Annotated in this window: 26 protein-coding genes and 1 tRNA gene; 19 read left to right on the top strand and 8 right to left on the bottom strand. The window is 71.5% G+C overall.

The genetic code is table 11. From position 1 onward, the window contains the following. Positions 1–33 precede the first annotated feature (33 nt). Positions 34–2,208 (top strand): MMPL family transporter, encoded by a 2,175-nt coding sequence (locus tag T328_RS18520; RefSeq protein ID WP_496497187.1) that lies wholly within the window; start codon positions 34–36, stop codon positions 2,206–2,208. A 123-nt stretch (positions 2,209–2,331) separates the two neighbouring features. On the opposite strand, the gene T328_RS18515 is transcribed toward T328_RS18520, so the two are convergent. Next, positions 2,332–3,144 (bottom strand): FadR/GntR family transcriptional regulator, encoded by an 813-nt coding sequence (locus tag T328_RS18515; RefSeq protein WP_496497186.1) that lies wholly within the window; start codon positions 3,142–3,144, stop codon positions 2,332–2,334. Between the two features lie 159 nt (positions 3,145–3,303). On the opposite strand from T328_RS18515, the gene T328_RS18510 reads away from it, so the two are divergent. The 6 genes from T328_RS18510 to T328_RS18485 all read left to right on the top strand — a co-directional run bounded on the left by T328_RS18510 (position 3,304) and on the right by T328_RS18485 (position 8,153). Then, positions 3,304–3,798 carry a gluconokinase gene (locus T328_RS18510; RefSeq protein WP_496497185.1) on the top strand — a complete coding sequence of 165 codons (495 nt, stop codon included), beginning with the start codon at positions 3,304–3,306 and terminating at the stop codon, positions 3,796–3,798. 214 nt (positions 3,799–4,012) lie between these two features. Continuing rightward, positions 4,013–5,419, top strand: coding sequence for a GntP family permease (locus T328_RS18505; protein WP_496497184.1), 1,407 nt, complete (start codon positions 4,013–4,015; stop codon positions 5,417–5,419). 185 nt (positions 5,420–5,604) lie between these two features. Then, positions 5,605–5,677 (top strand) — tRNA-Glu (locus T328_RS18500). A 303-nt stretch (positions 5,678–5,980) separates the two neighbouring features. After that, a complete protein-coding gene (locus tag T328_RS18495) occupies positions 5,981–7,414 on the top strand; it encodes an ATP-binding protein (RefSeq protein WP_496497183.1) in 1,434 nt (477 codons plus the stop codon). A 116-nt stretch (positions 7,415–7,530) separates the two neighbouring features. After that, on the top strand, positions 7,531–7,890 hold the full coding sequence (locus T328_RS18490; protein WP_496497182.1) for a type II toxin-antitoxin system Phd/YefM family antitoxin: 360 nt from the start codon (positions 7,531–7,533) through the stop codon (positions 7,888–7,890). Beyond that, positions 7,887–8,153, top strand: a complete 267-nt coding sequence (locus T328_RS18485; RefSeq protein WP_496497181.1) for a Txe/YoeB family addiction module toxin — start codon at positions 7,887–7,889, stop codon at positions 8,151–8,153. Before T328_RS18490 ends, T328_RS18485 begins: the two co-directional genes overlap by 4 nt. A 103-nt stretch (positions 8,154–8,256) precedes the next feature. On the opposite strand, the gene T328_RS18480 is transcribed toward T328_RS18485, so the two are convergent. Next, positions 8,257–9,840 (bottom strand): ATP-binding protein, encoded by a 1,584-nt coding sequence (locus tag T328_RS18480; protein ID WP_496497180.1) that lies wholly within the window; start codon positions 9,838–9,840, stop codon positions 8,257–8,259. 319 nt (positions 9,841–10,159) lie between these two features. Between T328_RS18480 and T328_RS18475 the strand changes: the two genes are divergently transcribed. After that, complete coding sequence (locus T328_RS18475) at positions 10,160–10,711, top strand: Uma2 family endonuclease (RefSeq protein ID WP_496497179.1); 552 nt, start codon at positions 10,160–10,162, stop codon at positions 10,709–10,711. 16 nt (positions 10,712–10,727) lie between these two features. On the opposite strand, the gene T328_RS18470 is transcribed toward T328_RS18475, so the two are convergent. Beyond that, entirely contained in the window at positions 10,728–11,138 is a 411-nt protein-coding gene (locus T328_RS18470) for a PIN domain-containing protein (RefSeq protein ID WP_496497178.1), read from the bottom strand. Further along, positions 11,135–11,356, bottom strand: a complete 222-nt coding sequence (locus T328_RS18465; RefSeq protein WP_496497177.1) for a type II toxin-antitoxin system VapB family antitoxin — start codon at positions 11,354–11,356, stop codon at positions 11,135–11,137. The genes T328_RS18470 and T328_RS18465 overlap by 4 nt, the downstream gene beginning before the upstream one ends. An 80-nt stretch (positions 11,357–11,436) precedes the next feature. Between T328_RS18465 and T328_RS18460 the strand changes: the two genes are divergently transcribed. After that, positions 11,437–11,718, top strand: a complete 282-nt coding sequence (locus tag T328_RS18460; protein ID WP_496497176.1) for a CopG family transcriptional regulator — start codon at positions 11,437–11,439, stop codon at positions 11,716–11,718. Next, positions 11,715–12,119, top strand: coding sequence for a hypothetical protein (locus tag T328_RS18455; protein ID WP_496497175.1), 405 nt, complete (start codon positions 11,715–11,717; stop codon positions 12,117–12,119). Before T328_RS18460 ends, T328_RS18455 begins: the two co-directional genes overlap by 4 nt. Before the next feature lie 50 nt (positions 12,120–12,169). Here the strand turns inward: T328_RS18455 and T328_RS18450 are convergent, their stop codons facing one another. After that, the gene (locus T328_RS18450; protein ID WP_496497174.1) at positions 12,170–13,516 is read right to left on the bottom strand and encodes a cytochrome P450; all 1,347 of its coding nucleotides are present in this window, start codon (positions 13,514–13,516) and stop codon (positions 12,170–12,172) included. A gap of 128 nt (positions 13,517–13,644) precedes the next feature. Between T328_RS18450 and T328_RS18445 the strand changes: the two genes are divergently transcribed. The 4 genes from T328_RS18445 to T328_RS18430 all read left to right on the top strand — a co-directional run bounded on the left by T328_RS18445 (position 13,645) and on the right by T328_RS18430 (position 16,704). After that, the gene (locus T328_RS18445; protein WP_496497173.1) at positions 13,645–14,517 is read left to right on the top strand and encodes an SAM-dependent methyltransferase; all 873 of its coding nucleotides are present in this window, start codon (positions 13,645–13,647) and stop codon (positions 14,515–14,517) included. A gap of 36 nt (positions 14,518–14,553) precedes the next feature. Continuing rightward, entirely contained in the window at positions 14,554–15,348 is a 795-nt protein-coding gene (locus T328_RS18440) for an SAM-dependent methyltransferase (RefSeq protein WP_496497172.1), read from the top strand. A gap of 61 nt (positions 15,349–15,409) precedes the next feature. Beyond that, positions 15,410–16,114, top strand: coding sequence for a class I SAM-dependent methyltransferase (locus tag T328_RS18435; protein ID WP_496497171.1), 705 nt, complete (start codon positions 15,410–15,412; stop codon positions 16,112–16,114). A gap of 77 nt (positions 16,115–16,191) precedes the next feature. After that, the gene (locus T328_RS18430) at positions 16,192–16,704 is read left to right on the top strand and encodes a DinB family protein (RefSeq protein ID WP_496497170.1); all 513 of its coding nucleotides are present in this window, start codon (positions 16,192–16,194) and stop codon (positions 16,702–16,704) included. Between the two features lie 172 nt (positions 16,705–16,876). Here T328_RS18430 and T328_RS18425 read toward each other — a convergent pair whose 3' ends face one another. Next, a complete protein-coding gene (locus T328_RS18425) occupies positions 16,877–18,925 on the bottom strand; it encodes a 4-hydroxy-3-methylbut-2-enyl diphosphate reductase (protein ID WP_496497169.1) in 2,049 nt (682 codons plus the stop codon). Between the two features lie 851 nt (positions 18,926–19,776). On the opposite strand from T328_RS18425, the gene T328_RS18420 reads away from it, so the two are divergent. The 3 genes from T328_RS18420 to T328_RS18410 all read left to right on the top strand — a co-directional run bounded on the left by T328_RS18420 (position 19,777) and on the right by T328_RS18410 (position 22,010). Continuing rightward, complete coding sequence (locus T328_RS18420) at positions 19,777–20,691, top strand: aromatic prenyltransferase (RefSeq protein WP_496497168.1); 915 nt, start codon at positions 19,777–19,779, stop codon at positions 20,689–20,691. A gap of 125 nt (positions 20,692–20,816) precedes the next feature. Beyond that, on the top strand, positions 20,817–21,203 hold the full coding sequence (locus T328_RS18415) for a peptidase inhibitor family I36 protein (protein ID WP_496497167.1): 387 nt from the start codon (positions 20,817–20,819) through the stop codon (positions 21,201–21,203). A 66-nt stretch (positions 21,204–21,269) separates the two neighbouring features. Then, positions 21,270–22,010: a hypothetical protein gene (locus T328_RS18410; protein WP_496497166.1), complete on the top strand. Its 741-nt coding sequence runs from the start codon at positions 21,270–21,272 to the stop codon at positions 22,008–22,010. 31 nt (positions 22,011–22,041) lie between these two features. Here the strand turns inward: T328_RS18410 and T328_RS18405 are convergent, their stop codons facing one another. Then, positions 22,042–23,082 (bottom strand): LacI family DNA-binding transcriptional regulator, encoded by a 1,041-nt coding sequence (locus tag T328_RS18405; RefSeq protein ID WP_496497290.1) that lies wholly within the window; start codon positions 23,080–23,082, stop codon positions 22,042–22,044. Between the two features lie 219 nt (positions 23,083–23,301). On the opposite strand from T328_RS18405, the gene T328_RS18400 reads away from it, so the two are divergent. After that, a complete protein-coding gene (locus T328_RS18400) occupies positions 23,302–24,180 on the top strand; it encodes a class I SAM-dependent methyltransferase (protein ID WP_496497165.1) in 879 nt (292 codons plus the stop codon). A gap of 7 nt (positions 24,181–24,187) precedes the next feature. Next, the gene (locus T328_RS18395; protein WP_496497164.1) at positions 24,188–25,003 is read left to right on the top strand and encodes an endo alpha-1,4 polygalactosaminidase; all 816 of its coding nucleotides are present in this window, start codon (positions 24,188–24,190) and stop codon (positions 25,001–25,003) included. On the opposite strand, the gene T328_RS18390 is transcribed toward T328_RS18395, so the two are convergent. After that, positions 24,982–26,487, bottom strand: coding sequence for an MFS transporter (locus T328_RS18390; protein ID WP_496497163.1), 1,506 nt, complete (start codon positions 26,485–26,487; stop codon positions 24,982–24,984). The two genes, T328_RS18395 and T328_RS18390, sit on opposite strands and share 22 nt — an antisense overlap. Positions 26,488–26,520: the final 33 nt, after the last annotated feature.

Here is a 26,520-nt window from a genome sequence, read left to right as displayed (position 1 = left end):
GGGGACGTTTGACGACCCTCCGGGGAAGAGATCATGACGATTACCGAGAACCGAGAACAAAGTTCAGAACCGCCCCTTCAGAAGGGGGTGTTCGTCCGGGTCGGGGGCTTCGCCTATCGGCGTAAATGGCTCGCCGTGATCCTGTGGGTGGCGGTCCTGGTCGGTGTGTGGGGAATCGCCGGCGCCGCGGGCGACGCCTACAAGGACGACACCTCGCTCCCCGGCACCGAGGCGCAGGCCGCCGCCGACCTGCTGAAAGATCACGGCGCGGAGCGCGCCGGGGACACCATCGACATCGTCTTCCAGAACGAGGGCGGGCTGACCGGCGTGCGTGATCGCGTCGATCCGATGCTCGCGGAGGTCGAGAAGCTGGCCAACGTCGGCACCGTCCAGAGCGTCTACGACAACCCGACCGCCATCTCCGAGGACGGCACGATCGGCTACGCCACCGTGCAGCTGGAGGTCGCGTCGGAGGACATGCCGAAGGAGGACACCGAACGCATCCTCGAGGTCGCGCAGGACATCGAGGGCGAGGGACTCCGGGTCGAGATGGGCGGCGAGGCCGTCCGGCTGATCGCGGCGGGCGAGACCGGCATCGGCGAGTCGGTCGGCCTGGTGGCCGCGCTGGTGATCCTGGTGCTGATGTTCGGCACGTTCATCGCCGCCGGCCTGCCCATCCTGATCGCCCTCTTCGCAGTCGGCTCGACGACCGGGATCATCATCCTGGCGTCGCACCTCTTCACCATCGCGTCCTGGACGCCACCGGTCATGTTCCTCGTCGGCCTCGGCGTCGGCATCGACTACGCGCTGCTGATCTTCGCCCGCTACCGGGCCGAGCTGGTGCGCGGCGTCGCACCGGAACGGGCCACCATCACGGCCATGGACGCCGCGGGCCGCTCGGTATTCTTCGCCGGCTGCACCGTCATCCTGGCGCTGCTCGGCCTCACCGCCCTCGGCCTCGGCTCGATCCAGGGCATGTCGCTGTCCGTGGCGCTGACCGTGCTGATGACGATGATCGCCTCGCTGACGCTGCTGCCCGCGCTGCTCAGCATCTTCGGCAACCGCTTCGCCCGCCAGTTCCTCGCGCGGGCCGAGAAGCGCAAGGCCAAGGGCAAGGCCGAGGACGGCGAGGGCTGGCGCAAGCTCGCGACGGCGGTGCAGAAGCGCCCGCTGGCCGCCCTGCTGGCGGCGGTGGTCATCCTCGGCGCCCTCGCCGCCCCGGCGCTGAACATCCGGCTCGGCTTCAACGACGCGGGCAACGACCCGAGCGACTCCACCAGCCGACAGGCGTACGACCTGCTCTCCGACGGCTTCGGCCCCGGGTTCAACGGTCCGCTGCTGGTCGTGACCGACGGCGGCGACGGCAGCGCCGAAGACGCCGGGGCCGCGGTGACGCAGGCGGTGGCCGACACCGAGGGCGTGGCGGCCACCGCGCCCCCGATCCCCACGCCGGACGGCGAGGCCGCGACCGTCCTCGTCTACCCCACCACCTCGCCGCAGGACGAGGCGACCACGGAACTCGTCAGCACCCTGCGCGACGACGTGCTGCCGGGGCTGTCGGCGGACAACGGAGCGGAGTACTTCGTCGGCGGGGCCACGGCCGCGTCCGAGGACTACGCCGGCAAGATGGCCGACCGGATGCCGGTGTTCATGATCATCGTCGTCGGGCTCGCGATCGTGCTGCTGATGGCGGTGTTCCGGTCGGTCCTCATCCCGCTGAAGGCCGCGGTCCTGAACATCCTCAGCATCGGCGCCGCGCTCGGCGCGATGAAGCTGGTGTTCCAGGACGGCGCGCTCGGCTACGAGAGCGGACCGATCGAGGCGTACGTGCCGGTGATGATCTTCGCGATCGTCTTCGGCCTCTCGATGGACTACGAGATCTTCCTGATCTCCCGGATGCACGAGGAATGGGTCACCTCCAAGGACGGCGACCCCTCGCGCGCCGTGCGGGAGGGGCTGGCCCACACCGGCTCGGTGATCACGGCGGCGGGCTCGATCATGATCGTGATCTTCGCGGCCTTCATGCTCAGCTCGGACCGGCTGCTGCAACAGACGGGCTTCGCCTTCGCGGTGGCGATCTTCGTCGACGCGGTCATCATCCGATGCATGATCGTGCCGGCGGCGATGGAGCTGATGGGCCGGCGCGCCTGGTGGCTGCCGGCGCCGCTGGAGAAGATCCTGCCGAAGGTGGAGCTGGAGAAGCACTGAGCGGCTTGCGGCTCGGAGGAGCCGGATAGCCCGCGAGGGGCCCCGTCGGTCGTCGGAGGACGGCCGGCGGGGCTCTTTACGTGCGTACGCGTACGTGTCCGGGGGCGCTGCGGTGCGTACGCCTCACGTGCGCGAACGCGGCTCCCAGAGCGGGAGCATCGCGTGGCGCACCTCCGCCAGCAGCTCGCGCATCGCGGTCTCCGCGTCCCCCGACCGCCCGCCCGCGACGGCGTCCGCGACGGCCTCGTGCAGGTCGAGGGCCTCCGGCTCGGGGTGGTGCGGCATCAGCCCGAGCTGGGTGCGGCCCTGGAGCACGACGGCCACGACGTCCGCGAGCGCGCCGAACATCTCGTTGCCGCTGGCCTGGAGCAGCAGGGTGTGGAAGGCGATGTCGGCCGCCAGGAAGTTGTCGAGGTCGCCGGCTTCGCCGAGGGTGCGCAGGGTGGCGGCGATCTCGGTGGCCCGTTCCCGTTCGGCGGCGGAGGCGCTGCGGGCGGCGGCCCCGGCGGCGAGCGGCTCGACGGCGATGCGCAGTTCGGTCAGCGAGCGGAGCTGGGCGTTGCGGCCGGGGCCGGAGAGGCGCCACCAGATGACGCGGGGGTCGTAGACGTTCCACGAGGCGCGGGGCTGGACGGTGATGCCGACGCGGCGGCGGGAGCGGACCAGGCCCATCGACTCCAGGATCCGCATGGTCTCGCGGGCGACGGTGCGGGAGACGCCGAAGCGCTCGCGGATCTGCTCCAGCGTGAGTACGTGCCCCTCGGGGGCGGCGCCGCCGGTGATCTCCTCGCCGATGGTGTCGAGGACGGAGCTGTGCAGGACGACGGCGTCGGGGGTGCCGCCGGGGGCGGGGGTGGCGATCGGCGGGGAGGAGGCGGACGCGGGCGTCGTCGTCGTGCTCTCCCGCTCTCCCCGGCCAACACCCCGCAGCTCCACCGCTGAAGAGTATCCCGGGCATGCCTCTTCCCCTGCGTCCGGCATTGGTGCTACCTTTCCCGGCGATTGGTAACACCATTCTAGGAGGTCGTCGTCGTCATGTCCTCGCCTTCTCCGCACCCGTCGGCCCCGCCGGAAATCCACACCGGAGTGGTGGTCATGGGAGTGTCCGGGGCCGGCAAGACCACCGTCGCCCGGCTCCTCGCCGACCGGCTCGGCTGGGCGTTCGCGGAGGCCGACGACTTCCACCCCCGTACGAACATCGAGAAGATGCGCGCCGGCACCCCCCTCACCGACGCCGACCGCCGGCCCTGGCTGCGGGCCATCGCCGCGTGGCTGGCCGGTTGGGCGGACGCCGGCGAGAACGCGGTCGTCACGTGCTCGGCGCTCAAACGCGCCTACCGCGACGTCCTCCGCGAAGCCGGCCCCCGCATCCGCTTCGTCCACCTGAACGGCGACCGCGACACCCTGGCCCGCCGAATCGGCGGCAGGTCCGGCCACTTCATGCCGCCGGCGCTGCTCGGCTCGCAGCTGGCGGACCTGGAGCCGCTGGAGGCGGACGAGGACGGGGTGGTGGTGGACATCGCGGCGCCGCCGGAGGAGGTGGCGGCGGAGGCGCTGCGCCAGCTCGGGCTGGCGGCCCCGGCGGGCTGACCCCCGCAGTCCCCGGCCCCGTACGAAGGCGCCTACCCGGCCCGTCCGACCCGCCCGGCCCACCCGGCCCGCCGGGAAAGCCGCCGCCGACCCTCCCCGGCTGCCCGTCCCGTCCCCTGTCCCGTAACGGCAGCCGCACCGGCCCCCGCCCCCGCTCCCTCCGACCACCCCGAACTACCCGTCCCCGTACCCGAGAAGCAATGGAGCTTTTCCGATGACGACGGTGCACCTGGCCCAAGAGGTCGAAGACTGGACCCAGACGATGGACGCGGGCCCGCTGCTCGCGATAGCCGGCGCGGCCGTCGCCGTGCTCCTGTTCATGGTGATCTACCTGCGCGTCCACGCCTTCCTCGCGCTGGTCACCATCAGCCTGCTCACCGCCTTCGCCGCCGGCATCCCAGCCGCCCAGGTGGTCCCCGTGGCGACCGAAGGCTTCGGCTCGACGCTGGCCAGCGTCGCGCTGCTCGTCGGCCTCGGCGCGATGCTGGGCCGGCTGGTGGAGGTCAGCGGCGGCGCGCAGAGCCTCGCGGACGCCATGATCCGCAAGTTCGGCGAGGACCGTGCGCCGTTCGCGCTCGGCCTCGCGTCGCTGATGTTCGGCTTCCCGATCTTCTTCGACGCCGGCCTCGTCGTGATGCTGCCGATCGTCTTCACCGTCGCCCGCCGCCTCGGCGGCGGAGTGCTGCGCTACGGGCTGCCGGCCGCGGGCGCGTTCTCCGTCATGCACGTCTTCGTACCGCCGCACCCCGGCCCCGTCGCCGCGACCGAGCTGCTGGGTGCGGACGTCGGGCTCGTCGTGCTGATCGGCGTGGTCATGGCCGTCCCGATCTGGTACGTCACCAGCTACCTCTACGGCCTGTGGATCGGCGAGAAGATCGTCCTGGAGGTCCCGGACATCCTCACCGGCGGCCCGCAGGAGGAGAAGCAGGACGCCCCGCCGAGCGCGGCCACCGTGATCGGGCTGCTCCTGCTCCCGCTGGTGCTGATCTTCACCAACACCGGCCTCGACACCGCCCGCGCGGCGGGCTGGGTGGACGACACGGAGTCCTGGTACAACGTCGCCCGCGCCCTCGGCTCCACGCCCGTGGCGCTGCTGCTGACCGCCTTCGTCGCGTCGTACGTCCTGGGCACCCGCCGCGGCAGGGGCCTGGAGACGATCGAGAAGCTCGTCGACTCCGCGCTCGGCCCGGTCTGCGCGATCATCCTCATCACCGGTGCCGGCGGCATGTTCGGCGGCGTCCTGCGCGCCAGCGGCATCGGCGACGCCCTGGCCGACGCGATGAGCGACCTCGGCCTGCCCGTGATCGTCGTCGCGTACGTCGTCGCCACCGCGCTCCGCATCGCCCAGGGCTCCGCCACCGTCGCCCTCACGACGGCCGCCGGACTGATCCAGCCGGTCGTCCTGGACGCGGACTACAACGCGGTCCAGCTCGCCGCGATCGTCCTCGCCACGGCGGCGGGCTCGGTCACGGCCAGCCATGTGAACGACTCGGGGTTCTGGCTGGTGGGCCGGTTCTTCAACATGGACGTGAAGACGACGCTGAAGACCTGGACGGTGATGGAGACGACGATCGGCCTCTCCGCCTTCGGCCTCGCCTCCCTCCTCTTCGTCATCGCCTGACCCCCACCCCCGTGGCCCGCCACGGCCCGCCGGGGCCTCCCGGCGGCCACGGCGACGGTCCGCGACGGTCCGCCGGGCGCCGGGCACCGGGCGCCGGAAGGAATCGTTTTGGCGATCTCACCCGCCATCCCATATCCTGCTGGGGCCCCCGAGCGCAGCCGGTCCAGCGCCCCGGCGGGCCGTCGGCCCTCATCGTCTAGTGGCCCAGGACGCCGCCCTTTCAAGGCGGTAGCACGGGTTCGAATCCCGTTGGGGGCACCTTGGCACCCCGTCTGACCTGCAAAAACCCTACCGGGGGGCCGAATTGCGTGGTGCCCGTGTCAACACGGTCGTGTTGACACGGGCAACGTGATCCCCGGAATTCCGGGCCAGGGCCGCCCTCCCGCTCCTGTGATGGTCCCGGTCCCGTGCCAGAGGATCTCCAGCGGGCCTGACGCCGTAGCAGCGGAACGGCGCCGCGCGCTGCTTCGGGACGGCGTTCCGGTCACCTTCCCGCCCCCTGCGAGTCGCTAATGCTAGATTCAATCTACGTAAGATGGGATCTAGCATTATGGAGCGGCTGTGGAGTTCCAGGGACGCGCCACCGACCTCCAACTGCTGCAGCAGCAGCTACATACTGTCGCCGAGGGCCGGGGAGCCACCCGCGGACGAGCGGTCACGGTCACCGGGCGCCGCCGGGTCGGCAAGTCCCGGCTGGTCCAGGAGTTCTGCGACCGATCAGACACCCCGTACCTGGTCTTTCAGGCCACCCGTGGACGAAACCCGGCCGCCGAGCGCACCGATTTCACCGCCGCCGTCACGCACTCCGAGCTGCCGGGCGCCGAGCTGGTCGGCGGCCTGCAGGCGGGCGACTGGAACCAGGCCCTGCGCACCCTGGCCCTCGCGGTCCCGGATGACACCCCCAGCATCGCCGTCCTCGACGAAGTTCCTTGGCTGATCGAGCAGGACACCGAGTTCGAGGGCGCCCTGCAGACCGTCTGGGACCGGCACCTGTCCCACAAGCCCGTGCTGTTGATCCTGGTCGGCAGCGACCTGTCCGTCATGCAGGCGCTGCAGACCTATGGCCGACCCTTCTTCGGCCGCGCCGCCACTATGACCGTCCACCCTCTCCATCTGGCCGACGTGCAGACCATGACCGGCCTGGACGCCGCCGCGGCCTTCGACGCCCTGCTGATCACCGGCGGCTTCCCCGAAGTGCTCGCCTCCTGGCCCCACGGCACGCCGCGCGCGGAGTTCTTCGCTCAGGCGCTCACAGACCCGCTCTCGCCACTCCTCGTCTCCGGCGAGCTGTCGCTGCTCGGCGAATTCCCCGAATCCACCCGCTCCCGGGCCGTGCTCGAGGCCGTCGGCAGCGGCGAACGCACCTTCTCCACCATCGCCGCGCGGGCCGGCGGCTCCTCCGCCCTGCCGTCCGGCACCCTCTCCCCGATCCTTGCCAGTCTGCTCGACAAGCGCGTCCTGGCCGGCGACGACCCCCTCTCCACCAAGCCCGACACCAAGAATCGCCGCTACCGCATCGCCGACCCGTACCTCCGCTTCTGGCTCGCCTTCCTCGACCGCGGCATCCCCCTGGTCGAACGTGGCCGCGGCGACCTGCTGCTGGAGCGCATCGAACGCTCGTGGACGTCCTGGCGGGGACGCGCCGTCGAACCCGTCGTCCGCGACAGCCTGATGCGACTGCTGCCCGACGACACCTGGCCCGACACCGAGGCCGTCGGCGGCTGGTGGAACCGGCAGAACAACCCCGAGGTCGACATCGTCGGCGCCGACCGCGCGCCGGTCGCCAGACACCTCCACTTCGCCGGCTCCATCAAGTGGCTCGACGACCGCCCCTTCGACCGCCACGACTACGACACCCTCGCCCGCGATACCGCCGCCGTCCCCGGCACCTCGGCCGCCACCCGCCTCGTCGCCGTCTCCCGCAGCGGTACCCGCGGCCCCCTTCCCCTGGCCCAGACATGGGGCCCCCGAGATCTCGTCGACGCATGGCGGTAGCGCCTCCGGCCGACCCGGGTCACCTCGGGGTGCCTCACCCGTGCTGGAGTCCGGCTCCCGGAGAAGTTCGTTGTGACGTCCTGTCGGGACAGGCGAACCATGCAAACCGTTCAACCATGATCCTCGTCGACCGTGTGGCACCGACGGCATCCGTCGCCTTCGCTGCTCTGCGCCTGTACGTTATCATGTACATCGTGAAGACGATGAGTGTCACTGAGCTGCGCGCCGGCATCGCCGACGCCCTCGATGCGGTCGAGAACGACGCCGAGGAACTGGTCATCACCCGGGCCGGACACGAGCCGATGGTCGTTGTCTCGCTCGCAGAGTACGAGGCGCTGAAGGAGACCGACTACCTGCTGCGGTCGCCCGCGATGGCCGAGCGCCTGCGCAGGTCGATCGAGCAGGATCGCGCGGGCCACGGTACGGTCCGCGAGCTGGTCGACCCCGACGACGAGGCCGGACAGGGCGCCGTGTGAAGGTCCTCTTCCTCGACGACGGCTGGAACGACTACCTGTGGTGGCAGGCGAACGATCGCAAACTCCTGAAACGGATCAACCAGCTCATCGCCGACATCGACCGCAACGGCCACGAGGGGATCGGCAAGCCCGAACCACTGCGGAGCGACCTCTCCGGCTACTGGTCACGGCGCATCAACTCCGAGCACCGACTGGTGTACCGCATCGACGAGGACGACATCATCCACGTCGCAGCATGCCGCTTCCACTACGAACGCGGATGAGACGCGCCGCCCCATACCGTCAGGTGTGTGATTTCCGCATGCAGCAGCTTGGTCCTGTCGAGTGGTCTGGAGTGCTCGCCGCCCCTGGGCCCCTGCCCCGCCGTCAGGCGCGCAGCAGCGTGACGGTGCGCCCGGAGGGTGTCCTCTGCTGTGAGAAGGCGGTGCGCTCGTGGACCGAGGCGGCCTGGGGGCGGGTGTCGAAGACGACGAGGGTACCCGTGGACAGCTCCATGCGGTCCAGGTAGTCGTCCAGCTGCGCCAGCCCCTCAGACAGAGGGTCGGTGCGGCCCTGGCGCCACACCTTCAGCTCCAACGCCTCGCGCTGCACCGCCCGCGAACCGTCAGCGGCGGAGTACGGCTGGCGAATCAGCAGGTCGACCCGGCGGCGGCCGACCCCGTACTCCCGGTCGACGAAGCCCGCCCCGTTCACGATCCGGTGCAGGTACGCCATCATCACCAACTGGGGCGCCGCCTCGGGATAGGTCGAGGTGGTGGCCAGGATTTCCCCGTTCTCCCGCCAGAACTCGGCGAAGGAACGCAGCAGCATGCCCATGTCGATACGGCCGTCCGGTAGCCGGAAACTGCTCGGGGCCGCGGTGATGACCGATTCCGTCCTGCTGCCCAGGACGCGGACGACGACCTCTTTGTAGATCGGATTGGCCATCCGCACCGGTGAATCGGAAGCGATCAGACCCAGGTCACGGACATAGGCCAGATCGTCGTCGTAGGTGCTCGCCTCCTGCGGCAACTCGCCCGCGATCAGCGGCTGGATCACCCGCCGCACCCGGTCCTCGCCCAGCCTGGCAGCCAGCGAATCCAGATGCGTCGCACGCGCCAGGATCAGCCGCTCCTTCGCCTCATCTACATGCTCGACCGTGATTGGCGTGTCCGGTGGGATCCGCATTCGCCTGGTGATCTCGTACGCCAATGCGTTGACCAGCCATGGCTGTCCCTGGGTGGAGCTGAAGGCGCGCTCCAGCGCGTCCGCCGTGAACTGCTGCCCCGTCTCCGTGGTGTGCTGCCCGTACAGCTCGACGACCTCGGCCTCGGTGAAGTCACCCAACCGCAGCGACGCGACGTTGATGTTGAACGGACTCGACGTACCAAGGCGTCCCGGATCCCCGCCCGAGGCCGCCTTGTAGTCACGCACATCCCGCAGCCCGCACAGCACCACCGCATGCGGGAAGCTGTCACGGCTGACGGTGAAGCCATCGCGCAACTGACGCAGCACACTCCGCAGGCTCTCCCCCTGCAGCGCGTCGATCTCGTCGAAGAACAGCACCAGCGGACGCGGACAGCTCCGCTTCCACTGCGTCAGCCCCCGCGTGAGCCGGGACCCGGGTACCGCGTCGGGCCAGGAGGCGGGGGGCGCGAGCTCATCGGGAAGCCCGGCGGACTCTGCGGACCGCCGGATCGCTTCCAGTACCAGCAGCTCGGCCTGGCCGTAGTCCTCTGCGGCGGGCTCCGCGCTCTCGCAGGAGAAGTGCAGTGCCGCGTACCGGCCCGAGGCCGTCAGATCCCGGGCCAGCGCCGCCAGCGCGGTCGTCTTCCCGGTCTGCCGTGGCGCATGCACCACGAAGTACTGGCCGTCGTCCACGAACTCGCGGGCCTCCGGAAGCCGTGCCTGGGCCGGCAGCATGTAGTGGCGCGTGGGGGCACACGGCCCGGCCGTGTTGAAGTAGCGCATACCGCGCACGCTAGCCCACAGCGCCGACAGCCGGAGGCGACCGTGGACCCACCTACCGGCCACGCCGCCCGTGCGGGCATGAGAAGCGATAGCCGCGGTGACCGCGCGCACCACACGCAGTGGGCGCCGCGGCAAGACCGGCCCCGACACCCCGGCCACCGCCCTTCGGCCCTTCGCCCCGCCCGGCACGAGTACCGGGGTGTACGGCCTGCCCCGGCGACGGGGGGTACGGGAGGGGGCTGCGCCGCCCGAAGGCTGTCTCGTCGCGGTGCCCCCGAGTCTGACCGTATTCTGTGAGGTGACCGGAAAGGGGTTGTTGATGAGCGTTGACGCGATCACGCACACCGAGTTCCCCGAGGGATACACGGTCTCCTTCGGTGCCGACGGGAAGGTGATCATGACCCCGCGGAGCGAGGAGCACTCCAGCACGATCCGCTCGATGCAGATCGACTCTCCCGCTCTCGGCCGTCACGCGAAGGTGACTTCCGACGTCTACATCGACTTCCCCGCCGACGAGAACTCTGCCCCCGACTTCGCGATCCTGCGCGAGGACGCGCGCAAGGAGGGCAGGCGCTACAGCTTCGAGGACGTCCTGCTGATCGCGGAGGTGGTGTCGGTCTCCTCCGCGCGGAAGGACTACGACGACTGCACCGCCACGTACGGCCGCTACGCCATCCCCGTCTACCTGGTCGTGGACCCGTACGCAGCGGAGGTCGTCGTCCACACCCAGCCCACCGGGACCGGCTACATCGCGGCGCACACCCACAAGTACGGCACCGGCAAGCTCCCGGTCGAGCTGGACGACGGGCGCACCTTCACCCTGGACCTGGACGAACTGCCCAGGCCCGAGCAGGAGACCGGTACCCGCTGACCCGGAGTTCTGCCGGTCAGCCGACGGAGTGGACGTTGCACTCCGTGAGGTCCGAGGCGTGATGGGCCACTGCCTGATAGTCGTTGTCGTCATGCAGCACGGTCAGTCCGTGGTGGGCGGCCGTCGCGGCGATGGTCAGGTCGATCGCCGAGGCGCTGCGGTGCTCACCGGCTCTGGCCATGCGGTGCTGTACGGATTCCACCCAGCGGCCGGCGCTCTTGGGGACGGACGCATCCGGGTAGAGGTCGGCGAACATCTCGGTGATCTCGTCGAACTCGCGGCTGGACCTGGCGGAATACAAGAACTCGGCGCGCTGGGGCCAGCAGGACGCGATGGCCTCGGCATGCAGCGCGTCGGACCAGTCGGCACGCAGCCCTTCGTCCTGGACAAGCCGGACGAGCGCTGACGTGTCGAGCAGGTAGATCACCGATTCTCCTTCTCGGCGCGATGGCGCCGTTCCGCGTCAGCGACGGCGCCCCATTGCTGAGCACGCTCGAAGTGCCGGGTGATCCGTGCGGCACGCTCCTGCTGCGAGGCGTAGAAGGACAGCGCCAGGTTCACTGCTTCCCGCTTGGTCTTGACGTGGGAGAGGGCCATGACCTTCTCCAAGGCCTCCTCGTCGAGATTGATCTGCGTGACGGCCATCAGAACACCTCCCTGTTGGTCATGTACATCGTGATGTTTGCTACCAACATACTACCGCCCGCGTCTGTATGATTGCCAGTATGACAACGCGGCGCATCACCGTCTCCGTCCCGGCCGAGCTGCTCGACGCCATCCGTGAGCGCGTCGGCGACCGCGAGATGTCCGCCTACGTCACCGAGGCCCTGGCCCGCAAGGACGAGATGGACCGGCTCTCCGAGCTCGTCGACTGGCTCCAGGAGGAGCACGGCCCCGTCACCGACACCGAACGCGAGCGCGCCCGCCAGCAGTTGGACGAGATCGAACGCACCCGCGCCGAGCAGACCGCCCGCCACCGCCCCGGCGCTGGCCCGGCCGCCGCATGACAGGTCCGCAGGTCTTCGTCTTCGACAGCGAGGCCCTGTCGAAGGCGGTGCGCGGCGACCGCGAGCTGCTCGCACTGCTCGACCTCGCCCGCACCGAGGGCATCCCCGTCGCCATCACCCCCATGACCATGGTCGAAGCCGACGACGGCAAGGTGCACGCGGCGCGCTGGGACTGGCTGCTGTCCCGACTGCGCACCGCCGCCATCGGGGCCGATCAGGGCCGCGCCGCACAGCGGCTACGCCGCGACACCGGCATGCACGGCCACAGGTACGTCACCGACACCTTCCTCGCCGTCACCGCCACCGAACAGCCAGGCAACGTCACCGTGTTCACCTCGGACACCGACGACCTCTCCCGCCTGCTCACCGACCACCCCCGCATCGTCGTCCGCAGCGTGTGACACCGGCCTCCGGGTCCGGCCGGATGCGACTCCCCGCCGACCCGGCCGGGTCACCTTGGGGTGAGGTTCATGCGGATGTCCTCGGCGGCCCAGAGTACGAAGCGTTCGATGGGCGTGACCGTCTGGCCGGGGGCCAGCTCGAACCGGAAGCGCTTCAGCAGGACCGCCAGGACGAGTTTGGCCTCGACCATCGCGAGCGTGGCGCCTTCGCAGCTCCGCGGGCCGATGCCGAACGGGATGTAGGCGAGCCGGTGCCGCCGGGCGGTGGCCTCCGGCGTGAAGCGGTCCGGGTTGAACGTCTCCGGGTCGGGCCAGTGGGCGGGGTTCATGTGTACGGCCCAGAACGGGTAGAAGACGGTCGTGCCCGCGGGGACGGTGTAGTCGCCGAGCCGGAGTTCTTCGGTGGCCTCGCGTGCGCCGTACGGGCCCGGCGGGTAGAGGCGCATCGCCTCCCGGAGCACCATGTCCAGGTAGGGGAGTTGCCTGAGGTCGCCGTAGCCGGGCGCGGCGCGGTCGCCGAGTACCCGGTCGAGTTCCCCGGCGACCCGGTCGGCCGCCTCGGCGTGGCGGGACAGCAGGTAGAGCGCCCAGGAGATGGCGACGCCGGTGGTGTGGTGGGCCGCCATCATGGTCATCAGCACCGTGTCGCGGATCCGCGCCGGCGACTCGCCCGCGGCGACCAGGGCCGCGATCAGGTCGCTGTCGTCGGCCTGCTCGGCGGTGCCGCGCGTCCGGTGTGCGGCGAGCACCTGGTCGACGGTGCCGCGCAGGTAGGTCAGGGCCTCGTCGGAGCGCGTGCGGCGCTCCTCCTCCGTACCCCCCACGTCCACCTGGTAGAGCCGCGCCAGTTGGTCGGTGAGCAGGTCCTCGAACGCCGACACGACCCGTCCCGCGGACTCCTCTGACGCCAGACCGCTGCCCAGCGCGAATTCGCAGACCATCTGCAGCGACAGCTTGCTGAGGTCCTTCTGCAGCTCGACGGGGCCGTGCACCGCGTGCTCCGCCCACCGGTCGGCCATCGCGGCCGTCAGCGCGGCGAACTGCGCGAAGTGCGCCTCGTGCGCGGGCCGGCCGGCGAGCACCGACAGCATCACGCGCCGCCAGGGCACATGTTCGGCGGCCGGGAGCGTCTGCACGTTGCCCGACTCCTGGAGGGGCTCCAGGAACGCGAACAGCTGCTCCGGCCGCTTGTTGATCTTCGCGGTGGCCTCCAGCAGCACCGGGTCGGCGACCGACACCGCCACGTCCGCCCCCGGCAACGGGAACCGCACCACCGGACCGTACTCGGCGTGCAGCTTCAACTGATAGTTGTGCAGCCCTCCCGCCGCGGTGATCGCCTTGACGCCGTCGCTCTCCGCGGGCGGGCCGGGAATCCGGTCGATGCCGTCGTCCGGCATGGCACTCCTTCCGTAAGTCACGTTCCGGCGGCGTCCGTTGCCGATCACGGCCGTGGCCGGGCGGTTCCGTCTGCCGATCAGTAGGGTCGTATGGTTCCATGCATTGCGCGACCCGGCAGGAGGCTTCGATGAGTGAGCCGTCAAAGGACGGTGGCGAACGTGAGACGGCGGACTCACTCAACCTCTGGAAACCGAACGTCCCGCGGATCTACGACTACTTCCTCGGCGGCAAGGACAACTTCGCCCACGACCGGGAGATCATGGAGGAGGTCCGGCGGCACGTTCCGGACGCGCCCCACATGGCGCGGGAGAACCGCGCGTTCCTGCGCCGCGCCGTACGGGTCCTGGCCGCATCCGGTATCCGGCAGTTCATCGACATCGGCTCGGGCATGCCCGTCATCGAGGGCGGCGCGCACGAGAACGTGCACGAGATCGCCCAGCACATCGCGCCGGCGCGCGTGGCGTACGTCGACATCGACCCGGTCGTGGCCGCCCACGGCCGGGCGCTGCTCGGCAAGTCGCCCGGGGTGGCCGTCCTCCAGGGCGACGCCCGGCAGCCCGAGGACATCCTGGCCGATCCCGAGCTGCGCGGCGTCATCGACCTCGACGAGCCGGTCGCCGTGATCATGCTGGCCATGCTGCACTTCATCGAGGACGAGGACGACCCGCCGGGGATCGTGGCCCGGCTGCGGGCCGCGATGGCGCCCGGCAGCCACCTGGTCGTCTCGCACTCGACCTCCGAGTTCGACACCGACGGCCGGGTCCAGCGGGCCGCCGACGTCTACCGCAAGGCCAACTCCCCCCTCACGCTGCGCGACCGCGCGCAGATCCTGCGGCTGTTCGACGGCTTCGACCTGCTCGACCCGGGCCTGACCACCCTGTCGCTGTGGCGCCCCGACCTGGCGTCCGTCCCACCGGGGTCCGCGGCACCGGACACGACCGCGCGGCCCGGCGCCGAACGCCAGTGGATCTTGGCGGGAGTCGGCCGTAAGCCGGGCTAGGCGACTAGAGTTGGCGGTAGTCGAGAGGAGTGCGGCGTGACGCCAGAGGGCTTCCGCTTCGAGGAGATAGACGTCAGCAAGCCGCATCCGGCGCGGATCTACGACTATCTGCTGGGCGGCAAGGACAACTACGAGGTCGACCGCCAGGCCGGCGAGGATCTCGTCGTGGCCGCCCCCGAGGCGCGGATCGGCGTGCGGGCCAACCGCGCCTTCCTCCAGCGCGCGGTACGCCACGTCGTCGGCAACGGCATCCGCCAGATCCTGGACATCGGCACCGGCCTGCCCACCTCCCCGAACGTGCACGAGACGGCCCAGGAGACGGCGCCGGACACGCGCGTCGTCTACGTCGACAACGACCCGATCGTCCGTGCCCACGCCGACGCGCTGCTCTCCGACACCGGCGCGACCAGCGTCGTGCTCGCCGACGTGCGCGACGTGCAGTCCATCCTGGACCACCCCGACGTCCGCCGCGTGCTCGACTTCGACGAGCCGGTGGCGGTGTTCCTGGTGGCCGTCCTGCACTTCCTCACGGACGCGGACCAGCCCCGGCAGATCGTGGCCACGATGCGCGACGCGCTGCCCTCCGGCAGCTACCTGGTGCTCTCGCACGCCACCAGCGACCTCGCCGACCGTACGGACGCCCAGGCCGTCTACTCCAAGGCGACCGCCGGCCTGACCCTGCGCCCGCACGCGGAGATCGAGCCGTTCTTCGACGGGTTCACCCTGGCCGAACCCGGGCTGGTGCAGGTCCCGTTCTGGCGGCCGGACACGCCGCCGCCGGAGCGGTACAAGGAGATCGCCATCTACGCGGGCGTGGGCCGCAAGGACTGACGCGGGCGGGGGCCGGCTGAGACGCCGGGGCACTGTCGTAGGGCTGTTCTATGTTGGCCCGATGCACGCTCACGCTCAACCTCACGACGCATCCGCGCCCCGTATCGACCGCCCGGCCGACCTCGACGTCGTCCGCGACTCCTACGACCAGGTCGCCGACAACTACGCCCACCTGGTGCAGACGACGGGCATGGGCGACATCCGCCGGCACCCGTGGCTCAAGGCCGCGGTCGACGCCTTCGCCGACACCGTGGGCGACTCCGGCCCCGTCCTCGACGTCGGCTGCGGCCCGGGCACGGTGACGGCGTACCTCGCCGAACGCGGCCTCGACGCCTCCGGCGTGGACCTCTCCCCGCGCATGATCGAGAACGCCCGCCGCCTGTACCCGCGGTGCCGCTTCAGCGTCTCCTCCGCGACCGACCTCGAACTCGCCGACGGGTCGCTGGGCGGGGTGCTGGGGTGGTGGTCGCTGTTCAACCTCCCGCGCGACGTACTGCCCCAGGTGCTGGCCCTGTTCGCACGTGCCCTGAAGCCGGGCGGGCACTTTCTGACGGGGACGCACGTGGCGGACGAGGACGTGAACGTGGTGCGTACGGAGGCGTACGGCAGCACGGGCGTCCGGTGGACGACGCACCGGTGGCGGCCGGAGACGTACGTGGCCCTGATCGAGCGGGCCGGGCTGCGGCCGGTGGCGGAGCTGCGGCTGCCGGGGGACGGGCAGACGGGGCCGGGCGTGGTGGTGATGGCGCAGAAGCCGGCGGAGTGACGACGCACCACCCCGCCCCCCCGCCCTCGCGAAAAACCGGCGACACCCGGCGGCCGGGCGCGCTAGCGTCGGCAGACATGTCGCATGTCTTCGCACGTCCTCCGCTCCTGGCCGACGAACGCGCCGCCCTCACCGGCTGGCTGGAACTCCAGCGCAAGATCCTGCGCTGGAAGTGCGAGGGCCTGAGCGAGGAGGACGCCCGCCGCTCCGTCGTCCCCACCTCGCCGCTGATGACCATGGCCGGGCTCATCGTCCATATGCGGTGGACCGAGCACTCCTGGCTCGACGTCATCTTCCTCGGCGGGGACAGTGCGCCGAACCCGGCGTTCGACGAGTCCACGGACGAGGACGCCGACTGGCTCACCGAGGGCGCGACCCTGGCGCAGCTGCTCGCGGACTACGAGGCCCAGTGCGCCCGCAGCGACGAGATCGTGGCCGCGGCGTCCCTGGACGACGTCGCGCGCCGCCCCGGCCGGAACCAGGCGAACCTCCGCTGGATCCTCCTCCACCTCGTCGAGGAGACCGGGCGGCACGCGGGGCACGCGGACATCGTCCGGGAGATCATCGACGGCACGAAGGGCTATTACTAGCCGGAATCCGGGAGACGGATGCCGACGGTACGGAGGGCGCCGGCGCGGTTCAGCCGGACCTCCGTCGCCCGGCGGCCACATGACCGACGAAGAGCGCGACACCGGCCACGCCGGCACCGATCCCGGCGTAGCCGCCCCGCCCCCGATCGACTCGGGAGCGAGGCGGTGTGCGTCAGCGGTCCCGGTACGACACCTTCACCGCCATCTCTCCCAGCCGCTCCCGCCAGCCCGGCGCCAGCGGGGCCTTCTCCAGCGCCTTGTGGGCCGTCTCCACCAGCTGGTCGATCCGCTTCTCCACTTCCTCCCGCACCCCCGACGCCAGCATCGCCTCGCGGAGGCGCTCCGCGTCCCAGTTCTGCCCGTCCGCGACCAGGCGCGCCACCTCCGCGTCCTTCGTCGCGGCCAGGGCGAGCAGCAGGTTCATCTTGTGCTCGCTGAGGTCGAGGCCCGCCGGCTTGCCCGTGATCGCGGGGTCGCCGAAGGCGTCGAGGAGGTCGTCGCGGAGCTGGAACGCCTCGCCCGCCGCCACGCCGTACGTCTCGAAGGCCGTGTGCAGGTCGTCGCGGCCCGCGATCGTCGCGCCGAGGGCCAGGGGGCGGTGGATCGTGTACTGGCCGGACTTGCAGACCGCGACGTAGCGGGCCAGGTCCGGGTCCGGGGCGAGTTCGGCGGCGAGGGCCATGTCGAGCTGCTGGCCGACGATCATCTCCGTGCCGAGGTGGTTCCACACCTTCCGTGCCGGGCCCGGCAGGTTCTCGGTGACGGTGTGGGCGTAGCCGAACGCCAGGTCGCCGGCGATGACCGCCACGCCCTCGCCGTAGCGGCGGGCCTCGCCCGCCCAGCCGTGTTCCGCGTGGATGCCGGCGTGCTGCATGTGGGTGGTCGGCCGGCCGCGGCGGGTGGGTGAGTTGTCCATCACGTCGTCGTGGATCAGGGCGAAGGCGTGCAGCAGCTCCAGCGCGGCACCCGCGGAGGCGACCGCGTCCTCCGCCTCCGAGCCGTCGAGTTCGCCGCCGGCGGCGAGGTAGCCGCTGATGCAGAACGTCGGCCGCAGCCGCTTGCCGCCGGCGGCGACCAGCTGCGCGACCGCGTCTATCGGCTGCGTCATACGGGAGTCGACGTCGCCCCACTCCTTGCGCTCCGCCGTCAGCAGGTCCTCGATACGGGCCGTGACCCGGGTGAGGAGGTGCTTCGTCGCCTCGCCCAGGTCCCCGCCGGAAGCCGCGGCCCCCGCGCCCGCACCCTCCGCGCCCGCACCCTCCGCGCCCGCACCCTCGCTCTTCGAGCGCTCCAGCCCCGCCGGCGGGCGGAACACCACGTTCTCCTCCGCAGTCACGACCGAATCGACCTTCCCGTAGCCCAGTTCCGCGAGTCGTGCGACGACCTGCTCCACCAGCACCTCCGGCGCACTCGCACCGGAGCTGACGCCCACCGTCTCCACGCCCTCCAGCCAGCCCGGGTCGAGCTGCTCGACGGACGGGAGCAGCTTGCCGGGCGTCCCGAGAGCCTCGGCGACCTCCACCATCCGCACGCTGTTGCTGGAGTTGGCCGAGCCGACGACCAGGACGAAATCGCTCTCCGCCGCGATCGCCTTGATCGCGTTCTGCCGGTTCTGGCTGGCGTAGCAGATGTCCTCGCTGCCCGCGCCCACGATCCCGGGGAAACGCTCCTGCAGAATGGAGACGATCTCCGAGGTGTCGTCGACCGACAGCGTCGTCTGCGTCAGGAACGCCGCCCGCGTGCCCTCCGGCAGCTCCACCCGGCGCGCCTCGTCCGCGTCCTCCACGATGATCGTGCGGTCCGGCGCCTCGCCGTACGTGCCCTCGATCTCCTCGTGGTCCGCGTGCCCGACGAGCAGCAGGGTGCGCTCGTCGCGGGCGTAGCGCCGGGCCTCCTGGTGCACCTTCGACACCAGCGGGCAGGTCGCGTCGATCACGTTCAACTGCCGGTCGGCCGCGTTGCTGCGCACCTGGGGCGAGACCCCGTGCGCCGAGAAGATGCACACCGCACCCTCCGGCACCTCCGTCTCGGAGTCGACGAAGACCGCGCCGCGTTCCTCCAGGTCACGCACCACATGCTCGTTGTGCACGATCTGCTTGCGCACGTACACCGGCGCGCCGTGGATCTCCAGCGCGCGCTCCACGATCTCGACTGCCCTGTCGACTCCGGCGCAGAAGCCGCGGGGTGCGGCCAGCAGGACTCTGCCTCGGGGAGTTGGCATGTTCGCCTCTCAGTATCCTTAGTACGGAACATCTTCGCGGCCGACGCGGATCGGATCGGTTGCGGGACGGTCCCGTCCGTTCGGGCTACGCGCATGGCTCGTCGATCAACACATCGACGATCTTCGAATCGGTTACGGTCCCCGCATCCGCACTCCGACGGACGCGGGCGCCCGGACGTGGGGCTCGCGGACGTGGGCTTCACGGGTGCGGGCCGGTGAACACCGGCGATGTCGAGGGGCGGGCCGCTGGGCGCGGTTCGCGAGGTCACGAACCGGGGCTGAGGAGGCGGGTTTCCGGCCGGGGCGGCGGTGGCCGGTCGGGTAAGCCCGCGGTGCCGGGGAATGTGCGTGATCCGGCGGTACGGACCGCACCTCGCGCGGAGTGCCGTGTGGAATCCGGCGGGTCCGCCGCAGCAACCCTCACGTATCGCCCCTTCCCCCTACCGGAACGAAACTCCCGGACGAACCCGTGCGACAGCGGTGGCGCATCGGCGTGCGCCCGGCACCCGATCAGCATCGGGCAGAGGACTTGTGCGGCACTGAGGATTGAATTGGCGCCGACTTGGGTCTCCCGCGGAGGGTCGCGGCCGGTACATAATGCCAGGCACCGCACCGGCCAGTTGATCTAGGTCCCCGGTGGGCGTCGCCGCTCACGCCTGCCGCCAAGCCGGCGCCAAGCGGCCGTACAGTCCCGGGCAAGTCCGCTCACCAATACTCGGGCGAGTGGAGCAGCAGGTAGCGGCCACGGTCGGTGACGCTCCTCTATGGCGCTCATGACACGCACCTCGACGGCGCCGATGATTCTGACCTGGCCCCCACATACTCGCTCGTGATGACAAGCGGAGGATTCCATGTCCGGGGCTAACGACGTCGAACGTGTCTATTCCGCTATGGAGGAAGCGGCCGGGTTGCTGAATGTGCCCGTCGCCCGCGACAAGATCTGGCCGGTCCTGACCGCGTACCAGGACGCGCTCGCGGACGCCGTCGTCGTTTTCTCCATGGCGGGTGGCCGTCGCGCGACGGAACTCGACTTCAGTATCTCGGTGCCCACGGACCTCGGCGACCCGTTCACGACCGCGCTGCGGCGCGGTCTCACCGAGAAGACGAACCACCCCGTCGACAATCTCCTCGCCGAGCTGACCGACGGCTTCGAGATCGGCATGTACGCCATCGACGGCATGGTCACCACCGGCTTCAAGAAGACCTACGCCTCCTTCCCGACCAACGAGCCGCAGCCGCTGACCGCCCTGCTCGACGTGCCGTCGATGCCGGAGAGCGCGCGGGCGAACGCCGAACTCTTCGCCCGCTACGGCCTGGACAAGGTCCAGATGGTCTCGGTGGACTACCCGAAGCGGCAGGTCAACCTGTACTTCAGCGAGCTGGACACCGACTACCTCCAGCCGGAGCACGTCAAGTCCCTGGCCCGCGAGACGGGGCTGGTGGAGCCGACCGAGATGGGGCTGGACTTCGCCAGCGGCTCGTTCGCGGTGTACCCGACGCTGGGCTACGACAACGACATCGTCGACCGCATCACGTACGCCGTCATCAGCGTCGACCCGACGCTGGCCCCGACGAAGTCGGAGCCGGAGGTCTCGCAGCTCTCGCGGTACGCGACCTCCGCCCCGTACGCGTACGCAGGTGAGAACCGCACCCTCGTCTACGGCGTCACGTTGACGTCCAAGGAGGAGTACTACAAGCTCGGGTCGTACTACCAGATCACGGACCTTCAGCGGACGCTGGTCAAGGCGTTCGAGGCCCTGGACTGAGACGATCCGCACGAGCGGGCGCCGTCCGCTCCCGCTGTCCCCCCGCCGCCCCGGGATACCCGTGGGCGGCGGGGTGTTCGGCTTTTCGCCGCCATGTTCGGGCTCTGCCCCCACCGAGGAGAGAGATGACCAAGAAGCTGTACGCGGCCGTCGTCACCACCGCCGCGGCCGCCGCCGCCCTGCTGTCCGCGCCGGGCGCGTCCGCCCAGGCGGTGGCCGACGGCTACGACCGCTGTCCGGCCGACCACTACTGCCTGTTCTCCGGCCTGGACGGCACCGGGGACATGGTCGCGATCCAGGACGACACCCCGAGCCTGGCCGCCCTCGGCATGGACGACCGCGCCAAGTCGGACTGGAACCGCACGGGTTACGGGATCAACCTCTGGTCGGACGCCGATTACACCGGCTGCATGGCCGTGACCAGCCCCGGCGGCAAGGGCAACTTCTTCTCGACCTTCCGGGACTTCTTCAGCTCGGTCGAGGTCGACGAGCCCAACGGCATGTCCTGCTGACGGAGTCCACACATCGGTTCGCCCGCGCCGGGACCCGTCCCGGCGCGGGCGCGCTAGCGTCGGCGCATGGCGTTCTGGCGGCGTAACCGTACGCGGAGGACTCAGGGCAGCGGCGCCGGGAGCATCTCGGTGAACGTGCTCGACCCCCGGAGGCCCGGGCCGGTCGACCGGGCCGGGCTGCTGCTCGGCGAGCGCCGGCTGCCGCGGATCACGGTGACCAGCTTCACCGACCGGCTCGCGGAGCACGTCCGCGGGCGCCACGAGCCCGGCACCGGCCCGGTGGGCATGATCGTGCAGCACCGGGTCTTCGCCGAGGACGACGGCGTGGTCTTCATGGGCCTCGCCGGCCGGCCCGCGATCGTCGTCCGCATGACGCCGCGGCTGCGCGCCGACCTGTACGACCTGGGCGAGGCGATCGTCGCCCACGGCGCGGCGCTCTATCTCGACGCGCACGAGGGCTTCCTGCGCGCCTCGCTCGCGCTGCCCGCGATGACCGTCGAGCTGGACACGGGGCTGCTGCTCCGGGAGGGCAACGTCCAGGAGTTCCTGCGGGCCCTGTACGACACGGAGTCCGTCGAGCTGCACATCCAGCACACCACCCACGACCGGCTGCTGAACTACGCGTGCGAGGCGCCCGGTGTGCGCGCGGTGCTCGACGAGGGCTTCGACTACTGCACGCAGCCGCCGCCGGCCGACCTGCGGGCGAGCCTGCTGGCGGTCAACGGCAGCCTGAACCCGGCGGTGCGGGTGCCGCTGCGGGTCACGGGGAACGCCGAGGTCGTCATCTCGTACGACGTGGAGGTCTGACGGCGCCGCCGGGCCGGGCCGCGTCTCCGGCTCACTCCGGCCCGTAGCGGATGACGTGCGTGGGCAGGACCGTCCGCCGCGGGGGCCGGGTGGTGGCGGGGCCGCCGCCGATCCGGTCGACGAGCAGCCGCGCGGCCTGCCGGCCCATCTCGTCGGCGTCGTACGACACGATGGTCAGCGGCATTCCGAGGATGTCGGCCAGGTCGAAGTCGTCGAACCCGGCGAGCGCGACCGGCAGGTCGAGGGCGCGGACGGCGCGGATCGCGCCCTGGGTGAGGCGGTTGTTGGTGCAGAAGAGCGCGGTGGGGGCGTCCGGGGCCTCGCGGGCTTCTGGTGCGTCCGGCGCCAGCAGGCCCCGGGCCGCCCGCTCCGCCGTCGCCACGTCCGTCAGCCCGCGGCGCACCAGCCGGTCGTCCGGGGTCAGCCCGGCCGCCTCGTGGGCGGCGCGGTAGCCGCGGTAGCGCTCGGCGCCGGTGTGGATGGCCGGCGGGTTGCCGAGGAAGCCGATCCTGCGGTGGCCGCGGGCGATCAGCTCGGCCGTGGCGTCGCGGGCGCCGCCGAAGTCGTCGACGAGTACGTGGTCCGCTTCCATCCCCGACGGCGGCCGGGATGCCAGCACCACCGGCATGTCGCGCAGCGCCGCCGGTGTGAGGTGGCTCTGGCTGCCGCCCGCCGGCACCACGATCATGCCCGCGACCTGCCGCGACGCCAGGTCCTCCACCAGCCCCCGCTCCCGGTCCAGCTGCTCGCCGGTGTTGCTGAGCAGCATGCTCAGCCCGTGCTGCGAGGCGACTTCCTGCACGCCGAGCGCGAGCCGCGAGTAGAAGGGGTTGGCGAGGTTGGTGACGATCAGCCCGATCATGCCGCTGCCGCCGAGGCGCAGGCTGCGCGCGGTCGCGTTGAGCCGGTAGCCGAGGTCGTCGACGGCGGCCAGGACGCGCCGCCGGGTGGCGTCGCTGACGCGGGTGTCGTCCTTCAGGACACGCGAGACGGTCATGGTGCTGACCCCGGCGCGGGTGGCGACGTCACGCATCGTCGGCGCCCCGGTGTCACCCGGTCGCTGCCGCGCCATGCCGTCCCTCTGCCCACCGCGCATGCGGCCGATTCTAGGTTCGTTCCCGGGGGCGTACGGACACCGGGCGGTCGGACGGGACGCGCCGTCGGACCGTATGAGCGGGAATCGTATGAGCGGGAGATGAACACTTCGTGTCGGAGCCCTGCGGCGCGGTTTCGCCCTCGCCCGGGGCACCGCATATCTGATGAGGTTCAGAGCATGTCGAGTATCCGCCCCATGGAACGCCTGGGACGCCGCCTTGAGCGCGCGGTCCGCAAGTCCGGCACCGCCGACGACAAGCTCCGCGCGCGGGTCGACGCGATGGAGAAGGAACTCCGGGAGGCCCGCGTCGCCCGCTACACGCTGGAGCTGCTGTTCGGCGGCGGAGAGGACGGGCGCAAGGCGCGGATGCCGACCAAGGGGTCGGTCGACACCCTGGTCGAGCAGGTCGAGGCCGCGACGGGAGAGCGGGACGCCCGCCCGTACGTCGTGGCCGCGTTCCGCACCCTGGTCGAGGTGGAGCTGCGCGGCGTCGGCCGGATCGCGGGCGGCACGCCGAACATCCTCGGCAAGCTCACCATTCCGCCGCTCCTCGACCCGCCGAACGACGACGTGCTGGAGATCGGCACCCTCTTCGGCCTGTTCTCCTCCGCGCTCACCCGGCAGTTCGCGCGCGCCGGGCGGCGGTGTTCGCTGACGATCGTGGACCCGCTGGCCGACGTGCAGCTCCAGCCCGGCACCGCCAACACCGCGGACCCCTCGGGCACGCCGGTCAGCGAGACCGTGGTACGGACCAACCTGGAGCTGGCCGGCGTGCCGTCGGAACGGGTCCGGCTGCACCGCGGCTTCTCCGGCGACGCCGACATCCGCCGCGCCGTGTCCGACCGCTCGTACGGCACGGTGATCGTGGACGGCGACCACTCCGCGGAGGGGGTACGCGCGGACCTGGAGTGGGTCGAGGAGATCGCCGCGCCGGGCGGTGTGGTGGTCGTGGACGACTACGGGGACCGCACGTGGCCGGGGGTGAAGGAGGCGGCGGACGAGCACCTCGCCGGGGACACCGCGTTCGAGCTGGTGGGGGTGGCCTCGACGAGCGCGTTCCTCCGGAGGCGATAGTGAGGGGGTGAACCGCGAACGAGCACGCCGGGCCCTGGCGCTCCTCGCCGGGGCCGTCGCCGTGGCCGCGGTCCTGCTCCTCGCGCCGTGGCGGGAGGACGGGACGGACCGGGCGCCCGAGCCACCGCCGCCGCGCGCCGGGCTCGACTACCAGATCGGCGGCGCGTACGACCCGCCGCCCGGCGTCGAGGTCGTCGTCCGCGACCGCGGCGACGCCCCCGCCCCCGGGGCGTACAGCGTCTGCTACGTCAACGCCTTCCAGGTCCAGCCCGGCGCCGAGGACGAGTGGGACCCGGACCTGCTGCTGCGCGACGCGGACGGCGAGGTCGTCTACGACGAGAACTGGGGCGAGGCGGTGCTCGACCTGCGCACCGCCGGCAAGCGCGAGCGCATCGCGGCGAAGGTGGGCCGCTGGATCGACGGCTGCGCCGACCGCGGCTACCAGGCCGTCGAGCCCGACAACCTGGACACGTACACCCGCTTCCCCCGCCTCCTCGACGCCGCCCACGCCCGGTCCTACGCCGCCCTCCTCACCGAGCGCGCCCACGACCGCGGTCTGGCCGTCGCCCAGAAGAACACCGCGGAGCTGGCGCCCGACCGGGCCCGTACCGGGATGGACTTCGCGGTCGCGGAGGAGTGCGGCGAGTACGACGAGTGCGCCGCCTACGCCGCGGCGTTCGACGACCGGGTGCTGGTCGTCGAGTACACGCCCGGCGGCCTCGCGGCGGCCTGCGACGAGTGGTCCGACCACCTGAGCATCGTCCGCCGCGACCGCGCGGTCTCCCTCCGCCGGGCGGCGGACTACGTCCGCGAGACCTGCTGAGCGCCGGCCGCCTTCGGCGCCTCGGCGGCGCGCTCCGGCTCCCGCTCCGGCTCCCGCGCCGGCCGCGGCGTCGCCAGCAGCGACGTCACGCACGCCGCGCCCAGCAGCACCGCCGCCCCCACCGTCAGCGCCGTCGTGTATCCGTGCACCGTGGCCGCCGTCGGCGTCGTGCCGGCCGCCGACGTGAGGTGAGCGGCGGCGGCGCTCGCGGCGACGGTGTTGAGCAGCGCCGTGCCCAGCGCGGCGCCCAGCTGCTGGGAGGCGTTGTACGCGGCCGAGGCGGCGCCGATCTCGTGCGGGCGCATCTGCGCGGTGGCCAGCGCCGCCGTCGGCGGCATGACGCAGCCGAGGCCGAGGCCTGTGAGCACCAGCGCGGGTACGAGGTACGCCCCCAGCACGGCCGGGCTGTCCGCCGTCAGCCGGGTCAGGATCAGCATCCCGGCCGCCGCGGCGACCAGTCCCGGCACGATCAGCGCCGCCGGCGCGACGCGCCCGTGCAGCCGGCCGGCGATGAGCACGGAGCCGACGAGCGCGGCGGCGGCGTTGACGATGAGCGTCAGCCCGGACTCCACCGGTGAGTACCCGAGCACCGTCTGCGTGTAGTAACTCATAAAGAGGTAGAAGCCGAACATCGCGACGAACATCAGCGTGATCGCCGCGAACGCCCCGCCCCGCGCCCGGTGCAGCAGCACCCGCATCGGCAGCAGCGGCTGCGGTGCCCGCAGTTCGACGGCGACGAACGCCGCCAGCAGCACCGCCCCGCCGCCGAGCAGCGCGAGCACCTTCGGCGCGCCCCAGCCGTGCGGCTCGGCCTCGTTGAAGGCGTAGACGACGGCGGCGAAGCCGGCGGTGCTGAGCAGCGCGCCGGGCACGTCGAGGCGGCCGGCGGCGCGGACGGGGCGGACGTGCGGGACGTACGCGGTGCCGAGGGCGGCGAGGAGCGCGACGGGCACGTTGACGTACAGGCACCAGCGCCAGCCCACGTACTGCGTCAGCAGCCCGCCCGCGATCAGCCCGACGGCGGCGCCCGCCGCGCCGACCGCGGCGAACACCCCGAAGGCGCGCCCGCGTTCGCGCGCCCCGGTGTACGTGGTCGTCAGCAGCGCCAGCCCGGCGGGCGCGAGGAGCGCGGCGAAGACGCCCTGCAGCGCGCGGCCGGCGAACAGCATCCCCGGGCCGGTCGCCGCCCCGCCGAGGGCGGAGGCGGCGGCGAAGCCGACGAGGCCGACGGCGAACGCGCGCCGGTGGCCGAGGAGTCCGCTGACCCGGCCGCCGATCAGCAGCAGGCCGCCGAAGGCGAGCGCGTACGCGGTGATCGCCCACTGGCGGTTCGCGTCGGTCATGCCGAGTGCCTGCTGCGCGGACGGCAGGGCGATGTTCACGATCGTGCTGTCCAGCACGACGAGCAGCTGGGCCGTGCTGACGGCCAGCAGGGTCCGCCAGCGGCGCCGGCCGCCGGCGCGCTCGGGCGTCTCATCGGTCACGGGGTCCCTCATTCTCTAACGGTGTATGGCGTT

It is taken from the genome of Streptomyces sp. CNX435 (assembly GCF_059570575.1).
Note: the sequence above shows the minus strand (reverse complement) of the source record. Positions and strands in the feature narration are given on the sequence as shown.